Source organism: Ramlibacter pallidus (genome assembly GCF_015070875.1).
In the GTDB taxonomy this organism is placed as follows: domain Bacteria; phylum Pseudomonadota; class Gammaproteobacteria; order Burkholderiales; family Burkholderiaceae_C; genus Ramlibacter; species Ramlibacter pallidus.
Map to the genome: position 1 here is coordinate 691,432 of NZ_JADDIV010000004.1, position 14,857 is coordinate 706,288.

Here is a 14,857-nt window from a genome sequence, read left to right on the forward strand (position 1 = left end):
AAGTGACACTCAAAAAGCTCGGACGGTACGAAGTGCTGCGGGTCCTGGGCAAGGGCGCCATGGGCGTGGTGTACGAAGGCCGGGATCCGAACCTCGATCGTCGCGTCGCGATCAAGACCGTGAAGGTCGAGAACCTCTCCGAGGAAGCCGCGGCCGAGTACGAGCACCGCTTCCGGACCGAGGCGAGGTCCGCCGCGCGCCTGCAGCACCCCAATATCGTCAGTGTCTACGACTCCGACCGCGATGCGGACGTCGCCTTCCTCGTCATGGAGTACATCCAGGGCGACGACCTCAAGCACCACCTCGACCGCGGCACCCGCTATTCGCTGGAACAGTCGCTCAAGATCATCCGCGACCTGCTGAGCGCCCTCGACTACGCGCACAAGCAGGGCATCGTCCACCGGGACATCAAGCCCGCGAACCTGCTGATCGAGCCGGGCGGCCGCGTGAAGCTCACCGACTTCGGCGTGGCCCGCATCCAGGATTCCGGCGAGGCCACGCGCACCCAGGGCAGCATGGTGGGCACGCTGAAGTACATGGCCCCCGAGCAGGTGCAGGGGCAGAAGATCGACTCGCGGGCGGACCTGTTCTCGGTCGGCGTGGTGCTGTACCAGCTGCTGACGGACAAGCGGCCCTTCGACGGCGACAACGACTTCTCCATCATCCACCAGATCATCGGCCACCATCCGCCGCCGCCCAGCTCGGTGAACCCGCGCCTGCCGGGTGCGCTCGACGCCGTGGTCGCACGCGCACTGGCCAAGACGCGCGAGGAGCGCTTCGCGACCGCGCGCGATTTCGCGGTGGCGCTGCAGGCGGCCATCCGCCGCGCCGAAGACCAGACGGTGGTCCCGCCGCAGAACCCGAACAAGAAGATGGAGCCGGCGGCCTCGCGGCCGCTGACGGCGCCGGGCAGCGTCCCGGGCCATGCCACCACGCCCTCGACGGCCGGCTCGGTGACGCAGGAACTGGAGCTGGTCTACTGGAAGGACGTCAAGGACTCCGACGACGTGGAGGACCTGCACGGCTTCCTGGAGAAGTTTCCCGCCGGCATCTATGCCGACCTCGCGCGCCGCCGCGTCCGCAGACTGACCGGCGGCGAGCCGACGAACATCGGCGCGCCGACCCGCGGGACCTCCGGCACGTCCGGGACGTCCGGCAACAACCCGTTCGCGGCCACGCAGTTTCCGCCTTCCGAACAGCCGGACGAGGAGGCGACGCGCCTGCGCTCCGACACGTCCCGGCCCGCCGCCGGCGGCGATCCGTCCAACCTGCGGCCGTCGAACTGGATCGACGAGGAATACACGCGCACCGTGGTGCAGGCGCCGCCGCCCGCCAGCACGCACACCGGTTCGACCACGCCACTGACCGCGCCGGCCACCGTGGCGGCGGCTGCCGCGGTGCTGGCGACGCCGGCGGAGGCCCCCGCCGCCCAGCCCGCCGAGGCGGCGACTCCCGCGCCGGAGGCAGCGCCCGCGCCGGCGGTGCCCAGGCGACGTGCGGTGCCCAAGGAGGAGGACACCTCCGTCCCGCTCGCGCCACCCCCGCGCAAAAAGGTCCCCGTGGCCGTTCTCGCCGGCATCGGCGCCCTCGCCGTGGCCGGCCTCGTGGCCGCCTTGGTGATCGGGCGCGGCGGCAGCACCGCGGAGACGGACACCGTCGCTGCAGTGGCCCCCGCGACCCACGCCGCCGCGGCCGGCGCCGCCCGCGCCTTGCCTGCCCCGCCGGCCCCCGCGGCGGCACCGGCCGACGCGCCCGTGCCGGCGCCCACCGCGGTGGCTGCAATTCCGGCCCCGGCGCCCGGCCCGGCCGCTGCCGCGCCGACCCTCGCCGGTGGTTCACCGGCGATCGCGCCTGCGCCTGGAGCGAAGGCCCTCCCGCCCAAGAAGGAACCGCGGCCGGTGCGTCCCGCGACGACGCCGTCCGGCACGCAGCAGCCGGCGCCCGGTGCGGCCGTCGCGGCCGCGCCCCGCATCGAACCCGAGCCGCCGCCGCGCGCGCCGGCGGCCAGCACGCAGACGGCCGGCGCCGGCAACTACCAGGCCGTCGAGGCGTGCCGCGAGCGTGTGTTCCTCTCCCGCGAGATCTGCCTGGCCGACGCCTGCGAGAAGGCCGGCACGCGCAACCATCCCCTGTGCGTGAAGCGCCGCGAGGACGCACGCCTGCGCGAGGAAAGCAAGCAGAACGGCCCGGCGCGCTGAGCGCCGCCGCTAGACGATGTCGTACGCGTGCACGCCGAAGTGTCCGCGGGCGCGGTCGGCGAAGAAGCGCTCCAGCGTTTCCTTGACGGTCCGGAAGGCGATCTCTTCCCAAGGGATCTCGTGCTCCGCGAACAGCCGCGCCTCGATCGTCTCGAAGCCGGGGTCGAACACGTCGCTCAGGAGCCGCGCCCGGTAGAACAGGTGCACCTGTCCCACGCGCGGCACGCTCAGGACCGTGAACAGGCCTTCCATCTCGATCTGCGCGCCCGCTTCCTCGTCGGTCTCGCGGGCGGCGCCCTCGGCGGTGCTTTCGCCCAGCTCCATGAAGCCGGCCGGCAGCGTCCACTTGCCCCAGCGCGGCTCGATGTTCCGCTTGCACAGCAGCACCTTGTCGCCGAAGTAGGGCACGGTGCCGACCACATTCAGCGGGTTCTCGTAGTGGATGGTGTCGCAGGCCGGGCAGACGGCACGCTCGTGCGTGTCCCCGTCGTCGGGCACGCGGTAGACGACGCCGGCGCCGCAGTTGCGGCAATGCTTGATGGGGCTGCGGAGGGTCACGCGGAAGGAAAAGGGCTCCCGAGGGAGCCCTTGCGCTGGGGATCGGGAGGAGTTTAAGCCTTCTTCGGCGCCGGCGTGGCCTTGCCGTGCTTCTCGATCAGGGCGCGCGCGGTTTCCAGCAGCTTCTTGCCGTCGAAGCCGCGCTTGTCCATGTCCTGTGCCCACTCCACTTCGACCAGGCGCGCCTTGCGCTTGAACTCCTGCGCGTCGGCGGCGGAGATGGTGTGGATGGTGTTCTTGCGGTCCACGGCGGACTTGCGGCCGATGCCGTCGTTGCCCTGCTGCACCTTGCCCAGCCAGCCCGAGGTGGCCATGCCGGAGTTGGCGTCGATCACCTTCTTCAGGTCCGGCGCCAGCGCGTTGTACTTCGCCTTGTTCATCGCCATCACGAAGGTGGTCGTGTAGAGCGCGCCGCCGGCGGGATCGAACTCGCTGTGGAACTTGGTCAGCTCGTGCACCTTGACCGAGGGGACGACTTCCCACGGGATCACGCAGCCGTCGATGGTGCCCTTGGACAGCGCATCGGGGATCTGCGGCAGCGGCATGCCCACGGGCGTGGCGCCGAGGAAGCCGAGCATCTTGGTGATCTGGCGGGTGGGGCCGCGAACCTTCAGGCCGCGCAGGTCGTCCGCGGTCTTGATCAGCTTTTCCTTGGTGTGGAACATGCCGGGGCCGTGCACCTGCAGCGCGAGCACCTGCGTGTCCTTGAACTCGTCCGGCGCGACCGTCTGCACGTACTCCCAGTACGCCTTGGACGTGGCTTCGGCGTTGTTCATCATGAACGGCAGCTCGAACACCTCGATGCGGGGGAAGCGGCCGGCCGTGTTGCCGGGCAGCGTCCAGACGATGTCGACGACGCCGTCCTTGGCCTGGTCGTACAGCTGCACCGGCGTGCCACCGAGCTGCATGGCGGGATAGCCCTCGAACTTGATGCGGCCGCCGGAGTCCTTCTCGACCTTGTCCATCCACGCCTTGTGCATCGTCAGCCAGACGTTGGACTGCGGCGCCATGAAGGTGTGGAACTTCAGGGTCACGGACTGCTGCGCGAGGCCGCTCAGGCCGGGCGCGCCGAGCGCCACCGCGGCGGTGGACTTCAGGAGGGTGCGTCGCTGGATCATTTCGGGAAGGCTCCGTTGGGATGGCATGAAGTTAACTGCAGGAGGTGCCCCGCGCTACGGGGCTTTCCCTCAACGGATGAACCCCACCAGCCAGAGCGGGATGATGGGGAAGAACAGGAACAGCAGCGTGCGCAGCACGTCGCTCACCAGGAAGGGCATGACGCCGCGGTAGGTCTCGCCCATGGGCACGTCCTTGGCCAGGCCGTTGACGATGTAGACGTTCAGCCCCACCGGCGGCGCGATGAGGCCGAAGCCCACCGTCATCAGCACCATGATGCCGAACCAGATCGCCGCCGACTCCTTGGGCATGCCGAAGTCCAGGCCCATGATGATGGGGAAGAAGATCGGGATGGTCAGCAGCAGCATGGACAGTTCGTCCATCACCGCGCCTAGCAGCACGTAGAACAGCAGGATCGCCACCACCACCAGCAGCGGCGACACGCCCCAGCTGCCCACCACCTCGGCCAGCTGGTTGGGCACCTGCGTGAGCGCCAGCGCGGAGTTCATCAGGTCGGCGCCCAGGAAGATCAGGAAGATCATCGCGGCGCTGATGGCGGTGCCGTAGAAGCACTCCTTGAACTTCTCCAGGCTCATCTCGCCCTTGATCAGGGCCGTGAGGAAGGTCGTGGCCGCACCCACGGCGGCGCCCTCGGTGGGCGTGAACAGGCCGCCGTAGATGCCGCCGAACACCAGCGCGAAGATCACCACGATCGGCAGCACGCCCATGACCGCGCGGAACGTCAGCGGCGGCGGGGCATCCTCGACGGCGGGCGCGTGGCCGGGGACCAGGCGAACGTAGATCGCGACGGCGACCATGTAGCCGACCATCGCGATGATGCCGGGGAGCACCGCCGCGGCGAACAGCTTGCTGATGTTCTGCTCGGTCAGGATCGCGTAGATCACCAGCACGATCGAGGGCGGCAGCTGGATGCCCAGCGTGCCGCCGGCGGCCAGCGTTCCGGTGGCGATGCGCCCCGAGTAGCCGTGGCGCCGCATCTCCGGCAACGCCACGCTGGTGATCGTCGCGGCGGTCGCCACCGACGACCCGCTGATGGCGCCGAAGGCCGCGCAGGCGAGCAGCGAGGCCATCGCCAGGCCGCCCTTGAAGCGGCCCATCACCGCGGCCGCGAACTCGAACAGCGACTTGCTGATGCCGCCCTTGGTGGCGAAGTGCCCCATCAGGATGAACAGCGGGATCACCGACAGGTCGTAGCTGGCGAAGCGCGCGAACGCCTGCGTGTTGAGGAAGTTGGCGTAGGGCAGCCAGCCGGTCTGCGCGAGGTAGCCGATGGTGCCGGCGGCGAACATGCTGGCGGCGATGGGAATGCGGATGGCCATCAGCACCAGCATCGACCCGAAGATCAGCGCGGTGAGCGCGAGCGGGCTCATATCGCTCCCTCCCCGGCGGCGTCTTCCGGCACGGCAAAGCCGAACGCCGCCTGGTGCAGCGCGATGAGCGCGGCAAGCACGAATGCCGGCACCATGAAGGCGAACACGATCCACTCGGGAAAGCCCATGATCTGCGTTTCGGAGCCGTAGGAGTGGCTGTTGAGGCCGCCGAGCGTGGAGCGCCAGGCGAGCAGGGCGAAGATCGCGGCGATGACGAAGGCGCCCAGCCGGTCGAGCCCGGCCTGCGTGCGCTCGCTGGCTTTCGCGGTGAAGAAGTCCACGATGATGTTGCCGCGTCGGGCCTGGCAGATCGGCATGAACAGCGCGATGGCGGCGCCAGCGGCCACGCCGGTGAGTTCGAAGGCGCCGACGATGGACACGCCCACCGTGTTGCGCCCGATCAGGCTGCCGCAGGTCATGAGGGTGATGGCCGTCAGCAGGATGCCGGCCAGGATGGCGCAAAACTTCGCCAGGTCTTCCAGTACGCGCAAACGCGGCTCCTCGTTCTTGTGGTCGTTCGGTGCCGGGCGCGGGGCTTCACCCGCGGCGGCAGGCCGCGCGATTATCCGGGACGGCCCGAGCCGGTCCGCCCCGTGCTATCCCGGTCGTCAGCCGGCGCGAACCTCGACGGTGATGTCCGTGAGGCCCGCGACGCCGCCATGCAGCGTGTCACCCGCCACCACGGCCGCCACGCCTTCCGGCGTGCCCGTGTACACCAGGTCGCCGGGCTGCAGCTCCCAGGCGGCGGAGACGTGCTCGATGATTTCGCCGATGTTCCAGATCAACTTGGACACGTTGCTGCGCTGCCGGTCCTTGCCGTTCACCTGCAGCCAGATCTCGGCCTGCTCGATGTCGCCGGCCTGTTCCGCCGGGGTGATCGGGCCGATCGGCGCCGACTGGTCGAACCCCTTGCCGATGCACCAGGGGCGGCCCTGCTTCTTCATCTCGCCCTGCAGGTCGCGGCGCGTCATGTCGAGGCCGACCGCGTAGCCGAAGATGTGCTTCTTCGCGTCGGCGGCCTGGATGTTCTTCCCGCCCTTGCCGATGCAGGCGACGAGCTCGATCTCGTGGTGCAGGTCCCTGGTGAGGCTCGGGTAGGCGATCGTGGCTTCCTTCCCGGCCTCCACCACCACCGCGGCGTCGCCGGGCTTGAGGAAGAAGAAGGGCGCCTCGCGGCCGGTGAAGCCCATCTCCTTGGCGTGCTCCACGTAGTTGCGGCCCACGCAATAGATGCGGCGCACGGGGAAGCGTTCGGCGCGGCCGACCACCGGCACGCCTACCGTGGGGGCGGGTTGGAAGACGTAGCTCATGACAACCTTTCTTCGTTGTGGATGCCCAGGGCCTGGTGCACGGGGCGGTCGGAAAAACTGAACAGAACGCAGCCCCGCTCGCTGGAGAGGCGGGCAGTGTGCCACGAGGGAACGACGAAATGGTCGCGGGGTCCGAACGCGTAGCGGGTCTCCTGACCATCGCGCGCGATGGCGATCTCGCCTTCGCCTTCGACCACGCTGTAGACGGCGCCATCGGTCTGGCGCCAGCCCTTGCCGGCGAAGCCGGCCGGCAGCTTCTGCAGGAAGGTGCCGATCGTCGGCATGGGCCAGCCGCCGGTGAGCGGGTTGACGTAGCGCAGCTTGGTGCCGTCCCAGGGGTCGACGGGCGCGTGCCGTTCCAGCTGCTCCAGCGCTTCGCGGCTGCGCTCGTACGGGTAGCTGAAGATCGGCGACGTGGCGCCATAGGGCGCCACCGGCCGCACCGGGCCCATGTTGTGGGCGAAGCGCGCGTCGCTCGTGCCTTCGCTGCGCGTCACCTGCTGCGACTTGGTCGTGTCGTTCTGCGCGAAGCCGGCGTCGAAGAAGCGCACCATCGGGATGTCCAGGCCGTCGAGCCAGACCACCGGCCGGTCGGCCTCGTGTCCGTGGTCGTGCCAGGTCCAGCTGGGCGTGATGATGAAGTCGCCCGGCTTCATGGTGGTGCGCTCGCCGTCGACGGCGGTGTATGCGCCCGAGCCTTCCACGATGAAGCGCAGCGCGCTCTGCGTGTGCCGGTGGCTGGGGGCGACTTCGCCGGGCAGGATCAGCTGCAGGCCCGCATAGAGCGACTGCGTGATGGCCGACTGGCCGCGCAGCTTCGGGTTCTCGAGGATCAGCACGCGGCGCACGGCTTCCTCGGCGGTGATCACCTCGCCGGCCCGCATCAGGTAGGGCCGCACGTCGGCGTACTTCCAGAAGGCCGGCACGCATGGCGTGTTCGGCTGCGGGGGCACCAGGGCGTGCAGCACCTCCCACAGGGGCGTGAGGTGGTGCGGGTCCATGTCGCGGTACAGCTGCTGGCGCAGCTGCGCGGTGGGCAGGGGAGCGTTCATGGGAAGTCCTTTACCAGCTGCGTCCCAGGTCGACGCCATTGTCCGCGAGGAGCGCCTGCAGCGTGGGCACGTCGACCGCCGCCGCGGTGCCTCCCGCCTGCAGCGCGAGGTGGGCCGCCGCGCCCGCCGCCTCGCCCATGACGAAGCACGCACCGGTCACGCGCGCGGCCGATTGCGCCTCGTGGCTCATGGAGGCGCAGCGTCCGGCGATCCAGACGTTGTCGAGGCCCTGCGGCACCGTCATGCGATAGGGCAGGTGGTTGAAGCCGCGGCTTTCGGGGATCTTCGGCCAGCGGAACTCCACGTCGCCCTTCAGGTGCAGTTCGAGCGGCCAGCCGTTGACGCCGATGGTGTCGTCGAAGCTGGCGCAGTCCAGCACGTCGGATTCGGCCAGCTCGTAGAGGCCGCGCACCCGGCGCGTTTCGCGGATGCCGACCTGCGGCGCGATGTCCGAGACGTAGCTGCGCTCGAAGCCCGGCACCTCGCGCAGGAAACCGGCGACCGATGCGATCTGCCGGCGGCCGAGCACTTCGGCCTGCGAGAGCTCCAGCGCGTCGGTGCCGTCGATGGCGTTGCCCTCGGCGTTGGCGAGCTGCGTGAGGTTCACGCGCCATTCGATGCCGCTCTTCTGCGGCCGCACGATGGCGCCCTTGCGCGGGAAGCGGTACCGGCCTTCGGCCTCGGCCTGCGCCATCAGCTTCGGGATCACTTCCCAGGCCTTGCCGGCACGGTCGGCGTCCACACCGTTGACGCGGAACATCGTCGAGGGATAGAGCATGTTGCCCTGGCCGTCGCCCTTCACGTAAGGTGCGCCGGCCCAGGCGGCGAGGTCGCCGTCGCCGGAAGCGTCGACGAACGCGCGCGCGCGCACCGCGCGGCGGCCGGACTTCGTCTCCAGCAGCAGCGCCTGCACACGGCGGCCCGCGTCCATCACCACGCCGGCGGCCAGCGCGTGGAACAGGATCTCCACGCCCGCCGACAGCAGCAGGTCGTCGGCGGCGATCTTGTAGGCGGCGGTGTCGTAGGCCTGCGCCACGATCTTGCCGCCGAAGAGCGAATGCGGCGCGTTCAGGCCGCCCAGCCGGTCGATGCGCTCCAGCAGCCCGTCGGCCACCCCGTGCACGACCTGCCGGATCTCGCCATGCACGTTGGCGTGCAGGCCGCAGAAGTTGGTGACGCCCGCCGCCGTGCCCATGCCCCCCAGGAAGCCGTAGCGCTCCACCAGCAGGGTGCTGCGGCCGCTGCGGGCGGCGGCGACCGCGGCGGCCATGCCGGCCGGGCCGCCGCCCAGCACCACGACGTCGTATTCGCCATGGACGGGCGTCCGCCGGGCGGGTTCGTTGAGGGTGCGTTCCATCGGGTTTCGCTCGGATGCTAAGCATGCATACTAATGCAGCCGCGGGGGGTTCGCGCCGCTACACTGCCGCGCATGGCGAAGAGCTTCGATTTCCGGCATGCGCCCGGCCACCTGATCCGGCGCGCGCACCAGGTGTGCGTGGCCCTCTTCATGGAGGAAACGGCCGGCTACGACGTCACGCCCGTGCAGTTCGCGATCCTCAATGCGCTGCTGGAGGACCCGGGCGAGGACCAGGTGACGCTGGCACGCAAGGTCGCGTTCGACGCGGCGACCTTCGGTTCGGTGATCACGCGGCTGGAGGCGCGGGGGTGGGTGCGGCGCGAGCCGGACCCTGCCGACCGCCGGCGCAAGCTTCTGTGGGTCACGGAGCAGGGCGCCGAGGCGGCCCGAGAGATGAAGCGCCCGGTGGGCAAGGTGCAGTCGCGCATCCTGGCACCGCTGGACGCGCAGGAGCGGGAGCAGCTTCTGGCCTTGCTGGACCGGCTCGTGGCCGGCCACGAGGAGGAGGCGCCTAGCCCGCCACCACCTGCGTGAAGTGCTCCACCACGGGCGGCTGCGCGAAGAGCGGCCCGACGATGGCGCGCCACTCGGCGAACAGCGGGCTCTGGCGGAAGCCGACGGTGTGCGCCTCCAGCGTGTCCCACTCGATCATCAGGACGTAGCGCTCCGGCGACTCGATGCCTTTCTGCACCTGGAACCGCCGCACGCCCTGTGCGCGCGAAATGACGGTGCGCAGGCCCTTCTCGATGGCGGCGTCGAATTCCGGCTGCTTGCCCGGCGGGATGCGGATGTCGGCGATTTCCAGGACCATGCGTGAACTCCTTCGTGGCGGCGGGCGCAGTCTAACGGTAAGCGAACGCAACGGACGTGCCTCCAGTCACACTGCGCGCTATCTTCGGCGTTCCAAACGGAAGGAGAGAACCATGAAGAAGATCCACATCGCCGCCGCCGCACTGGGAGCGGCTTCCCTGCTGGCAGGTTGCGCCGGCCAGCAGATGAGCGAGACCGGCCGGAACACCGCGATCGGCGCCGGCATCGGCGCGCTCGCGGGCGCGGCGATCGGCGGCAACGCGAAGGGCGCGCTGATCGGTGCCGGCGTCGGCGCCGCGGGCGGCTACATCTGGTCGCAGCACATGGAGCAGAAGAAGCAGGCGATGCAGCGCGCCACCATGGGCAGCGGCGTCGCCGTGGTGCAGACCCCCGACAACCAGCTGAAGCTGGAAGTGCCCAGCGACGTCTCGTTCGCCGTGGGGCGCGCCGACATCAACCCGCGCATGCGGCCCATCCTCGACCAGTTCGCCAGCGGCCTCGCGCAGCAGCAGGGCACCGAGGTGCGGATCATCGGCCACACCGACAACACCGGCAGCGACGAGCTGAACAACCGCCTGTCGCTGGACCGCGCGCAGTCCGTGCGCGACTACCTCCTGTCGCGCGGCGTGCGGGCGGATTCGGTGCAGATCGCCGGCCGCGGCGAGCGCGAGCCGGTCGCGGAGAACACGACCGAGGCCGGCCGTGCGAAGAACCGCCGCGTGGAGATCTTCCTGGGCGAGCGTGCCAACGTGGCCGCGCGCTGAGCGGGCCAGCGCCTAGTACTGCGTGGGCGGCAGGTCCACCGTGAGCCCGTCGAGGGCCGCGGTGAGCTCCACCTGGCAGCTCAGGCGGCTGTTCGGCCGGCGCTCGGCCGCGGCGAACTCCAGCATGCCGAGTTCGTCCGGGCCGGGCGGCGGCAATTGCGCCGCGAACGGTTCGCGCACGTAGACGTGGCAGGTGGCGCAGGTCAGCAGGCCGCCGCAGTCGGCCGCGATCCCGTCGACGTTGTGCTTCACGGCAGCCTCCATCAGGCTGCCGGCGGGCTTCACTTCCAGGGCGGTCTCGGCGCCGTCCGGCGCCACCAGGTGGATCTTGATCATCAGAATCGGGCGAAGTATTCGCGCCGCTGGAACGCGTCGCGGTCCTCGGCGGCGTCGAAGCGCTGCTGCTCGGAGCGCTTGATGCGGGTGAAGTAGTCGATGAAGCCGCGGCCGAAGGCCTCGCACAGCACGGCGTCCGACTCCAGCGCGGCGAGCGCCTCGCCGAGGCTGGTGGGCAGGCGTTCGCCGGCGCCGGCATAGGGCGCGTCGGTCGCGGGCGGGGCCTTCAGCCCGCGCGCGATGCCGTCCAGGCCGGCATGGACCTGGGAGGCGAGGTACAGGTAGGGGTTTGCGGCCGGCTCGCCGATGCGGTTCTCGATGCGCGTGCCTTCGTCTCCGCAGGCACCGACCACCCGCAGCATCGCCCCGCGGTTGTCACGCCCCCACAGCACCGATTGCGGCGCGAGCGCGTTCGGGCGGAAGCGGCCGAAGCCGTTCGCCGTCGGCGTGCAGAACACGGCCATCCCGCGGGCATGCGCGAGCAGCCCGGCGAGGTATTGCTCGCCGAGGGTGGACAGGGTGTGGCCCGCGTGGGAGCCGTCCGTGCCGGGCGCCGGCTGCTCGCGGCGGAACACGTTGCGGCCGGTGCGGCCATCCACCAGCGACTGGTGCAGGTGCCAGCCGCTGGACATGATGTTCGGGAACGGCGGCCGGCACATGAAGGTAGCGTGGTAGCCGGCGCGGCGCAACGCCATCTTCACGGCATTGCGGAACAGCACCATGTTGTCGGCGGCGGTCACCGCATCGGTCGCGTCGAACACCGCCTCCACCTGGCTGGGACCCAGCTCGACCTCCAGCGACAGCAGCGGCAGGCCCAGGGCCTGGGCCGTGTGCTGCACGATCCGCAGCGGCTCTTCCGCCAGGTCGTACCAGCTTTCCGCCAGCAGGTTGTAGCCGGGATGGACCAGGCTGACGGCGGGAGGCGGCCCGGGCCAGTCCGCCTCCATCGGGTCCAGTTGGGGCCGCGCATCGTCGATGCGGTAGATGTGGAACTCGACCTCCAGCCCGCACTTCATCGCGAGGCCCGCGGCATCCAGCTTCGCCAGCGCGCGCTGCAGCACGCGCCGCGTGTCCAGTTCCACCGGCGTGCCGTCCTCGAAGTACGGCTGCGCCCGCAGCCAGCCCGTCGACGGCGTCCAGGGCAACTGGCGGAAGCTGTCCGGATCGGCCAGCAGCAGGAGGTTGTTGGCGAAGCCGAAGCCCGGCAGCGAGGCCGTCCCGCCCGGCTCGAAGACCTTGAACGCGGTGCGGTCCGAGGTGTCCTTGAGCATCAGCGTGCTGACCATGCCGACGCCCTCGCGCATCGCCTTGGCCGCGGCCGAGGCCACGAGGGTCTTGCCGCGCTGGAAGCCGTGCAGGTCGCACCAGGCGAAGCGCACCAGCTCCAGGCCCTGCGCCTCGAGCAGCCGGCCGACGCGCGCGACCGCCTGTTCGCGCGCCGCGTCGTGGATGCCGCAGCGCTCGGCGAAGGAACTCACGAGGCCTGGGCCTCGGCGGGCGCGATGGCCTGCCGCAGCCAGGGCGCGCCGGCGCGCTTGGCCTGCACCTTCTCCTGCCACCACGTGCCCCACGCACCGGCGGGCGCGATGCCGTCGACGGTGTCCGGGCCGCGCATCTCGGCCGCGAGGGCCGGATCGGCCACGCCCGGCGCCGTGCCGCCCGCCTGCACCGTCTCGATGGCCTGGAGCAGCATGCGCCGGTTGGCCATGATCACCTTGTCGCTGGTGCCCAGGTGTTCGCGCGTGCGATCCTGGATGGGGCCCATGCTCTCCACGGCCCACTGGTCGTGCACGTTGATGTCTTCCTCGCCCATGCCCAGGTAGGTCTGCGCGCGCTGCTCGTCGGGGTTGAAGCCCCAGTGGTTGTGGCGCCCGTTCTTCGGCACGTAGTCGGGCAGCGAAATGAACTGCAGGCGCTGGCTGCGCATGGCGTCCTTGTCGACCGGGCCGGCGAAGCTGGTGAAGAAGGAGTACCAGTAGGTGCGGGTGTCGTCCACCGGGACGTGCATCTGCGTGATCGTCAGCGTCTCGGACAGCGGGATCACGAAGGTGTGCGGGAAGATCGCGTGGGTGATCCGCACGTGGGTGAGTTCGTCGGTCATGGGGCGCAGCGCGGTCAGCTGCAGTCCCCACGGCTTGGTCGCGAACGAGATGTCCGGCTGGTGGAACTCGCGCATGATGCGCGTCATCGGCCATTTCTCGCCGCCGAAGTCCCCCGCGCTGGCACTGCGGAACTGCCGGCCCGCCGCGTTCTCGCCGACGGCCTCCAGCGCCGCGTCGCTCAGGAAGCGGTGCAGGAAGGACGGATGCGCGGGGTCGATGCCGACTTCGAAGGCCTGCAGCCAGTTGGCCTGCCACAGGCCCTTGAAGGCGAAGGTATGGCTGTCGGGCGCGGCGAAGCAGTCGAACGCGGGGAAGGGCGGCGCCTTGCCTTCGTCGCCGAACCACGCGAAGAGCACGCCGCTCTTTTCCACGACCGGGTAGCTGCGCTGCTTCACGCGTTCGCACAGCTTGCTGCCGGTCGGCTCCGCCGGCGTTTCCAGGCAGCGGCCGGTCGCGTCGAACTTCCAGCCGTGGAAGGGGCAGCGCAGGCCGTCGCCTTCGTGCCGGCCGAAGGAGAGGTCGGCATTGCGGTGCGGGCAGTCGCGATCCAGCAGGCCCCAGCGGCCGGCCGCGTCGCGGAACAGCACGAGGTCCTGGCCGAGCACGCGGACGGCCTTCACCGGGCGGTCCTTCATGCGGGGATCCAGCCCCGGGTCGAATTCGTCCACCAGCGCCACCGGCTGCCAGTAGGCCCGCAGCACCGCGCCGCACGGCGTGCCGGGGCCGACGCGGGTGATCAGTTCGTTCTGTTCCGCCTTCATCCTGGGATCCTCCGCGGCACGACTGCAGCCGCTGCGGGACCAGTTTACCCGCCGGTGCCGCGCGACGCCGGCCGGGGCGTCAGGTGGCGACGGAGAGCGGCACGTCCCCCACGCGATGCCACGCAGGCACGGCGCGATCCGGGAAGTCCGCAGCGAGCGGCTGGGGCGTCTCGGGAAAGGCGCGGCGCAGCAGCCCGGTGAGCAGCGCATCGTCGCGGCCGAGTGCGCTGCGCAAGGCCTGGCGCGCCTGGCCCAGGTGCGCGTCGACGGAGCGGCGCACGGCGTCGGCGCCCAGCAACTGCACGACGGTGCTCTTGCCCGCATCCTGCAGCGGGTCCTCGCGGCCCTCGCCGGCGGGCAGCAGGTCCTCGAGGTCGTCGCGCAGCTGGAAGGCCTGGCCGATCGCCAGCGCCGCGCGGCGCAGGTCGGGCACCGCGCGGGCGCGGCCGGCGGCGCAGGCCGAGAGTTCGAGGGCCGCGGCGAACAGCACCCCGGTCTTCTGGTCGTTGGTCTCCGCCGCCGCCGCGGCGCTGCGGGCGCCGGCGCCTTCGTGCAGGTCGCGGTACTGCCCGCGGACCAGGCCGAGCGGGCCGACCGCCTCGCACAGGACCTGCACCGCCCGCGCCCGGGCCGGCGCGCGCAGGGCGGGCGCGCTGGCCGCGACGCGGCAGGCTTCGGAGACCAGCGCCACCGCGGCCAGCATCGCCACGTCCTCGCCGAAGCGCAGGTGCACGGTGGGCTGGCCGCGCCGCAGGCGGGCGTCGTCCATGGCGGGCATGTCGTCCAGGACCAGGGACGCGCAATGGATCATTTCCACGGCACAGGCGAAATCGAGCAGCCCCGGTCCGCGCGCGCCGAGAGCTTCGCCCACGGCCAGGACCAGCAGCGGGCGCAGCCGCTTGCCCGGCGTGAGCACCGCCGCCTGCATGGCGCCGGCCACGCCGGCGGCTTCGGCCGGCAGGAGCGCGGCGAGGCGGCGCTCGACGGCACGGCGCCACTGGGCCAGCGCGTCGTCCGGCTGGAAAGCTGTACTCATCCGCAACTCCTGGGCAACGCGCCCTGATGGACCGGCAGGTTAGCGCCGTGGAGGTCAAACCGGAAG

Annotated in this window: 15 protein-coding genes; 3 read left to right on the forward strand and 12 right to left on the reverse strand. The window is 70.7% G+C overall.

Annotated elements, in window-relative coordinates:
• Positions 1 to 2: 2 nt before the first annotated feature.
• Positions 3 to 2,198, forward strand: coding sequence for a serine/threonine-protein kinase (locus IM787_RS16730; RefSeq protein ID WP_193677803.1), 2,196 nt, complete (start codon positions 3 to 5; stop codon positions 2,196 to 2,198).
• 9 nt (positions 2,199 to 2,207) lie between these two features.
• Here the strand turns inward: IM787_RS16730 and IM787_RS16735 are convergent, their stop codons facing one another.
• From IM787_RS16735 to IM787_RS16765, 7 genes are all read right to left on the reverse strand, one after another.
• The gene (locus tag IM787_RS16735) at positions 2,208 to 2,756 is read right to left on the reverse strand and encodes an NUDIX hydrolase (protein WP_193677804.1); all 549 of its coding nucleotides are present in this window, start codon (positions 2,754 to 2,756) and stop codon (positions 2,208 to 2,210) included.
• A 53-nt stretch (positions 2,757 to 2,809) separates the two neighbouring features.
• The gene (locus tag IM787_RS16740; protein ID WP_193677805.1) at positions 2,810 to 3,874 is read right to left on the reverse strand and encodes a TRAP transporter substrate-binding protein; all 1,065 of its coding nucleotides are present in this window, start codon (positions 3,872 to 3,874) and stop codon (positions 2,810 to 2,812) included.
• Between the two features lie 69 nt (positions 3,875 to 3,943).
• A complete protein-coding gene (locus tag IM787_RS16745) occupies positions 3,944 to 5,263 on the reverse strand; it encodes a TRAP transporter large permease (protein WP_193677806.1) in 1,320 nt (439 codons plus the stop codon).
• A complete protein-coding gene (locus IM787_RS16750; RefSeq protein WP_193677807.1) occupies positions 5,260 to 5,754 on the reverse strand; it encodes a TRAP transporter small permease in 495 nt (164 codons plus the stop codon). Before IM787_RS16750 ends, IM787_RS16745 begins: the two co-directional genes overlap by 4 nt.
• A gap of 117 nt (positions 5,755 to 5,871) precedes the next feature.
• The gene (locus IM787_RS16755; RefSeq protein WP_193677808.1) at positions 5,872 to 6,573 is read right to left on the reverse strand and encodes a fumarylacetoacetate hydrolase family protein; all 702 of its coding nucleotides are present in this window, start codon (positions 6,571 to 6,573) and stop codon (positions 5,872 to 5,874) included.
• On the reverse strand, positions 6,570 to 7,625 hold the full coding sequence (gene gtdA, locus IM787_RS16760; RefSeq protein WP_193677809.1) for a gentisate 1,2-dioxygenase: 1,056 nt from the start codon (positions 7,623 to 7,625) through the stop codon (positions 6,570 to 6,572). The genes IM787_RS16755 and gtdA overlap by 4 nt, the downstream gene beginning before the upstream one ends.
• A 10-nt stretch (positions 7,626 to 7,635) precedes the next feature.
• Positions 7,636 to 8,982 carry an FAD-dependent oxidoreductase gene (locus tag IM787_RS16765; protein ID WP_193677810.1) on the reverse strand — a complete coding sequence of 449 codons (1,347 nt, stop codon included), beginning with the start codon at positions 8,980 to 8,982 and terminating at the stop codon, positions 7,636 to 7,638.
• Positions 8,983 to 9,054: 72 nt separating this feature from the next.
• Between IM787_RS16765 and IM787_RS16770 the strand changes: the two genes are divergently transcribed.
• Positions 9,055 to 9,516 carry a MarR family winged helix-turn-helix transcriptional regulator gene (locus IM787_RS16770; RefSeq protein WP_193677811.1) on the forward strand — a complete coding sequence of 154 codons (462 nt, stop codon included), beginning with the start codon at positions 9,055 to 9,057 and terminating at the stop codon, positions 9,514 to 9,516.
• Here the strand turns inward: IM787_RS16770 and IM787_RS16775 are convergent.
• Positions 9,494 to 9,793 carry an antibiotic biosynthesis monooxygenase family protein gene (locus IM787_RS16775; RefSeq protein ID WP_193677812.1) on the reverse strand — a complete coding sequence of 100 codons (300 nt, stop codon included), beginning with the start codon at positions 9,791 to 9,793 and terminating at the stop codon, positions 9,494 to 9,496. The two genes, IM787_RS16770 and IM787_RS16775, sit on opposite strands and share 23 nt — an antisense overlap.
• Positions 9,794 to 9,905: 112 nt before the next feature.
• Here IM787_RS16775 and IM787_RS16780 point away from each other — a divergent pair, with 112 nt between their 5' ends.
• On the forward strand, positions 9,906 to 10,556 hold the full coding sequence (locus tag IM787_RS16780) for a YiaD family glycine zipper/OmpA-like lipoprotein (protein ID WP_193677813.1): 651 nt from the start codon (positions 9,906 to 9,908) through the stop codon (positions 10,554 to 10,556).
• Between the two features lie 12 nt (positions 10,557 to 10,568).
• Here IM787_RS16780 and IM787_RS16785 read toward each other — a convergent pair whose 3' ends face one another.
• The 4 genes from IM787_RS16785 to IM787_RS16800 form a co-directional block, all read right to left on the reverse strand.
• Entirely contained in the window at positions 10,569 to 10,892 is a 324-nt protein-coding gene (locus IM787_RS16785) for a 2Fe-2S iron-sulfur cluster-binding protein (protein WP_193677814.1), read from the reverse strand.
• The gene (locus tag IM787_RS16790; RefSeq protein WP_193677815.1) at positions 10,892 to 12,370 is read right to left on the reverse strand and encodes a glutamine synthetase family protein; all 1,479 of its coding nucleotides are present in this window, start codon (positions 12,368 to 12,370) and stop codon (positions 10,892 to 10,894) included. Before IM787_RS16790 ends, IM787_RS16785 begins: the two co-directional genes overlap by 1 nt.
• Positions 12,367 to 13,755 carry a Rieske 2Fe-2S domain-containing protein gene (locus IM787_RS16795; protein WP_193677816.1) on the reverse strand — a complete coding sequence of 463 codons (1,389 nt, stop codon included), beginning with the start codon at positions 13,753 to 13,755 and terminating at the stop codon, positions 12,367 to 12,369. The genes IM787_RS16790 and IM787_RS16795 overlap by 4 nt, the downstream gene beginning before the upstream one ends.
• 79 nt (positions 13,756 to 13,834) lie before the next feature.
• On the reverse strand, positions 13,835 to 14,791 hold the full coding sequence (locus IM787_RS16800; RefSeq protein WP_193677817.1) for a polyprenyl synthetase family protein: 957 nt from the start codon (positions 14,789 to 14,791) through the stop codon (positions 13,835 to 13,837).
• Positions 14,792 to 14,857: the final 66 nt, after the last annotated feature.

Excerpts from the sequence above, each read along its gene's own strand:
- IM787_RS16740 (WP_193677805.1), bottom strand. The coding sequence starts at position 3,874 with ATGATCCAGCGACGCACCCTCCTGAAGTCCACCGCCGCGGTGGCGCTC.
- IM787_RS16745 (WP_193677806.1), bottom strand. The coding sequence starts at position 5,263 with ATGAGCCCGCTCGCGCTCACCGCGCTGATCTTCGGGTCGATGCTGGTG.
- IM787_RS16755 (WP_193677808.1), bottom strand. The coding sequence starts at position 6,573 with ATGAGCTACGTCTTCCAACCCGCCCCCACGGTAGGCGTGCCGGTGGTC.
- gtdA (WP_193677809.1), bottom strand. The coding sequence starts at position 7,625 with ATGAACGCTCCCCTGCCCACCGCGCAGCTGCGCCAGCAGCTGTACCGC.
- IM787_RS16765 (WP_193677810.1), bottom strand. The coding sequence starts at position 8,982 with ATGGAACGCACCCTCAACGAACCCGCCCGGCGGACGCCCGTCCATGGC.
- IM787_RS16770 (WP_193677811.1), top strand. The coding sequence starts at position 9,055 with ATGGCGAAGAGCTTCGATTTCCGGCATGCGCCCGGCCACCTGATCCGG.
- IM787_RS16775 (WP_193677812.1), bottom strand. The coding sequence starts at position 9,793 with ATGGTCCTGGAAATCGCCGACATCCGCATCCCGCCGGGCAAGCAGCCG.
- IM787_RS16780 (WP_193677813.1), top strand. The coding sequence starts at position 9,906 with ATGAAGAAGATCCACATCGCCGCCGCCGCACTGGGAGCGGCTTCCCTG.
- IM787_RS16785 (WP_193677814.1), bottom strand. The coding sequence starts at position 10,892 with ATGATCAAGATCCACCTGGTGGCGCCGGACGGCGCCGAGACCGCCCTG.
- IM787_RS16795 (WP_193677816.1), bottom strand. The coding sequence starts at position 13,755 with ATGAAGGCGGAACAGAACGAACTGATCACCCGCGTCGGCCCCGGCACG.
- IM787_RS16800 (WP_193677817.1), bottom strand. The coding sequence starts at position 14,791 with ATGAGTACAGCTTTCCAGCCGGACGACGCGCTGGCCCAGTGGCGCCGT.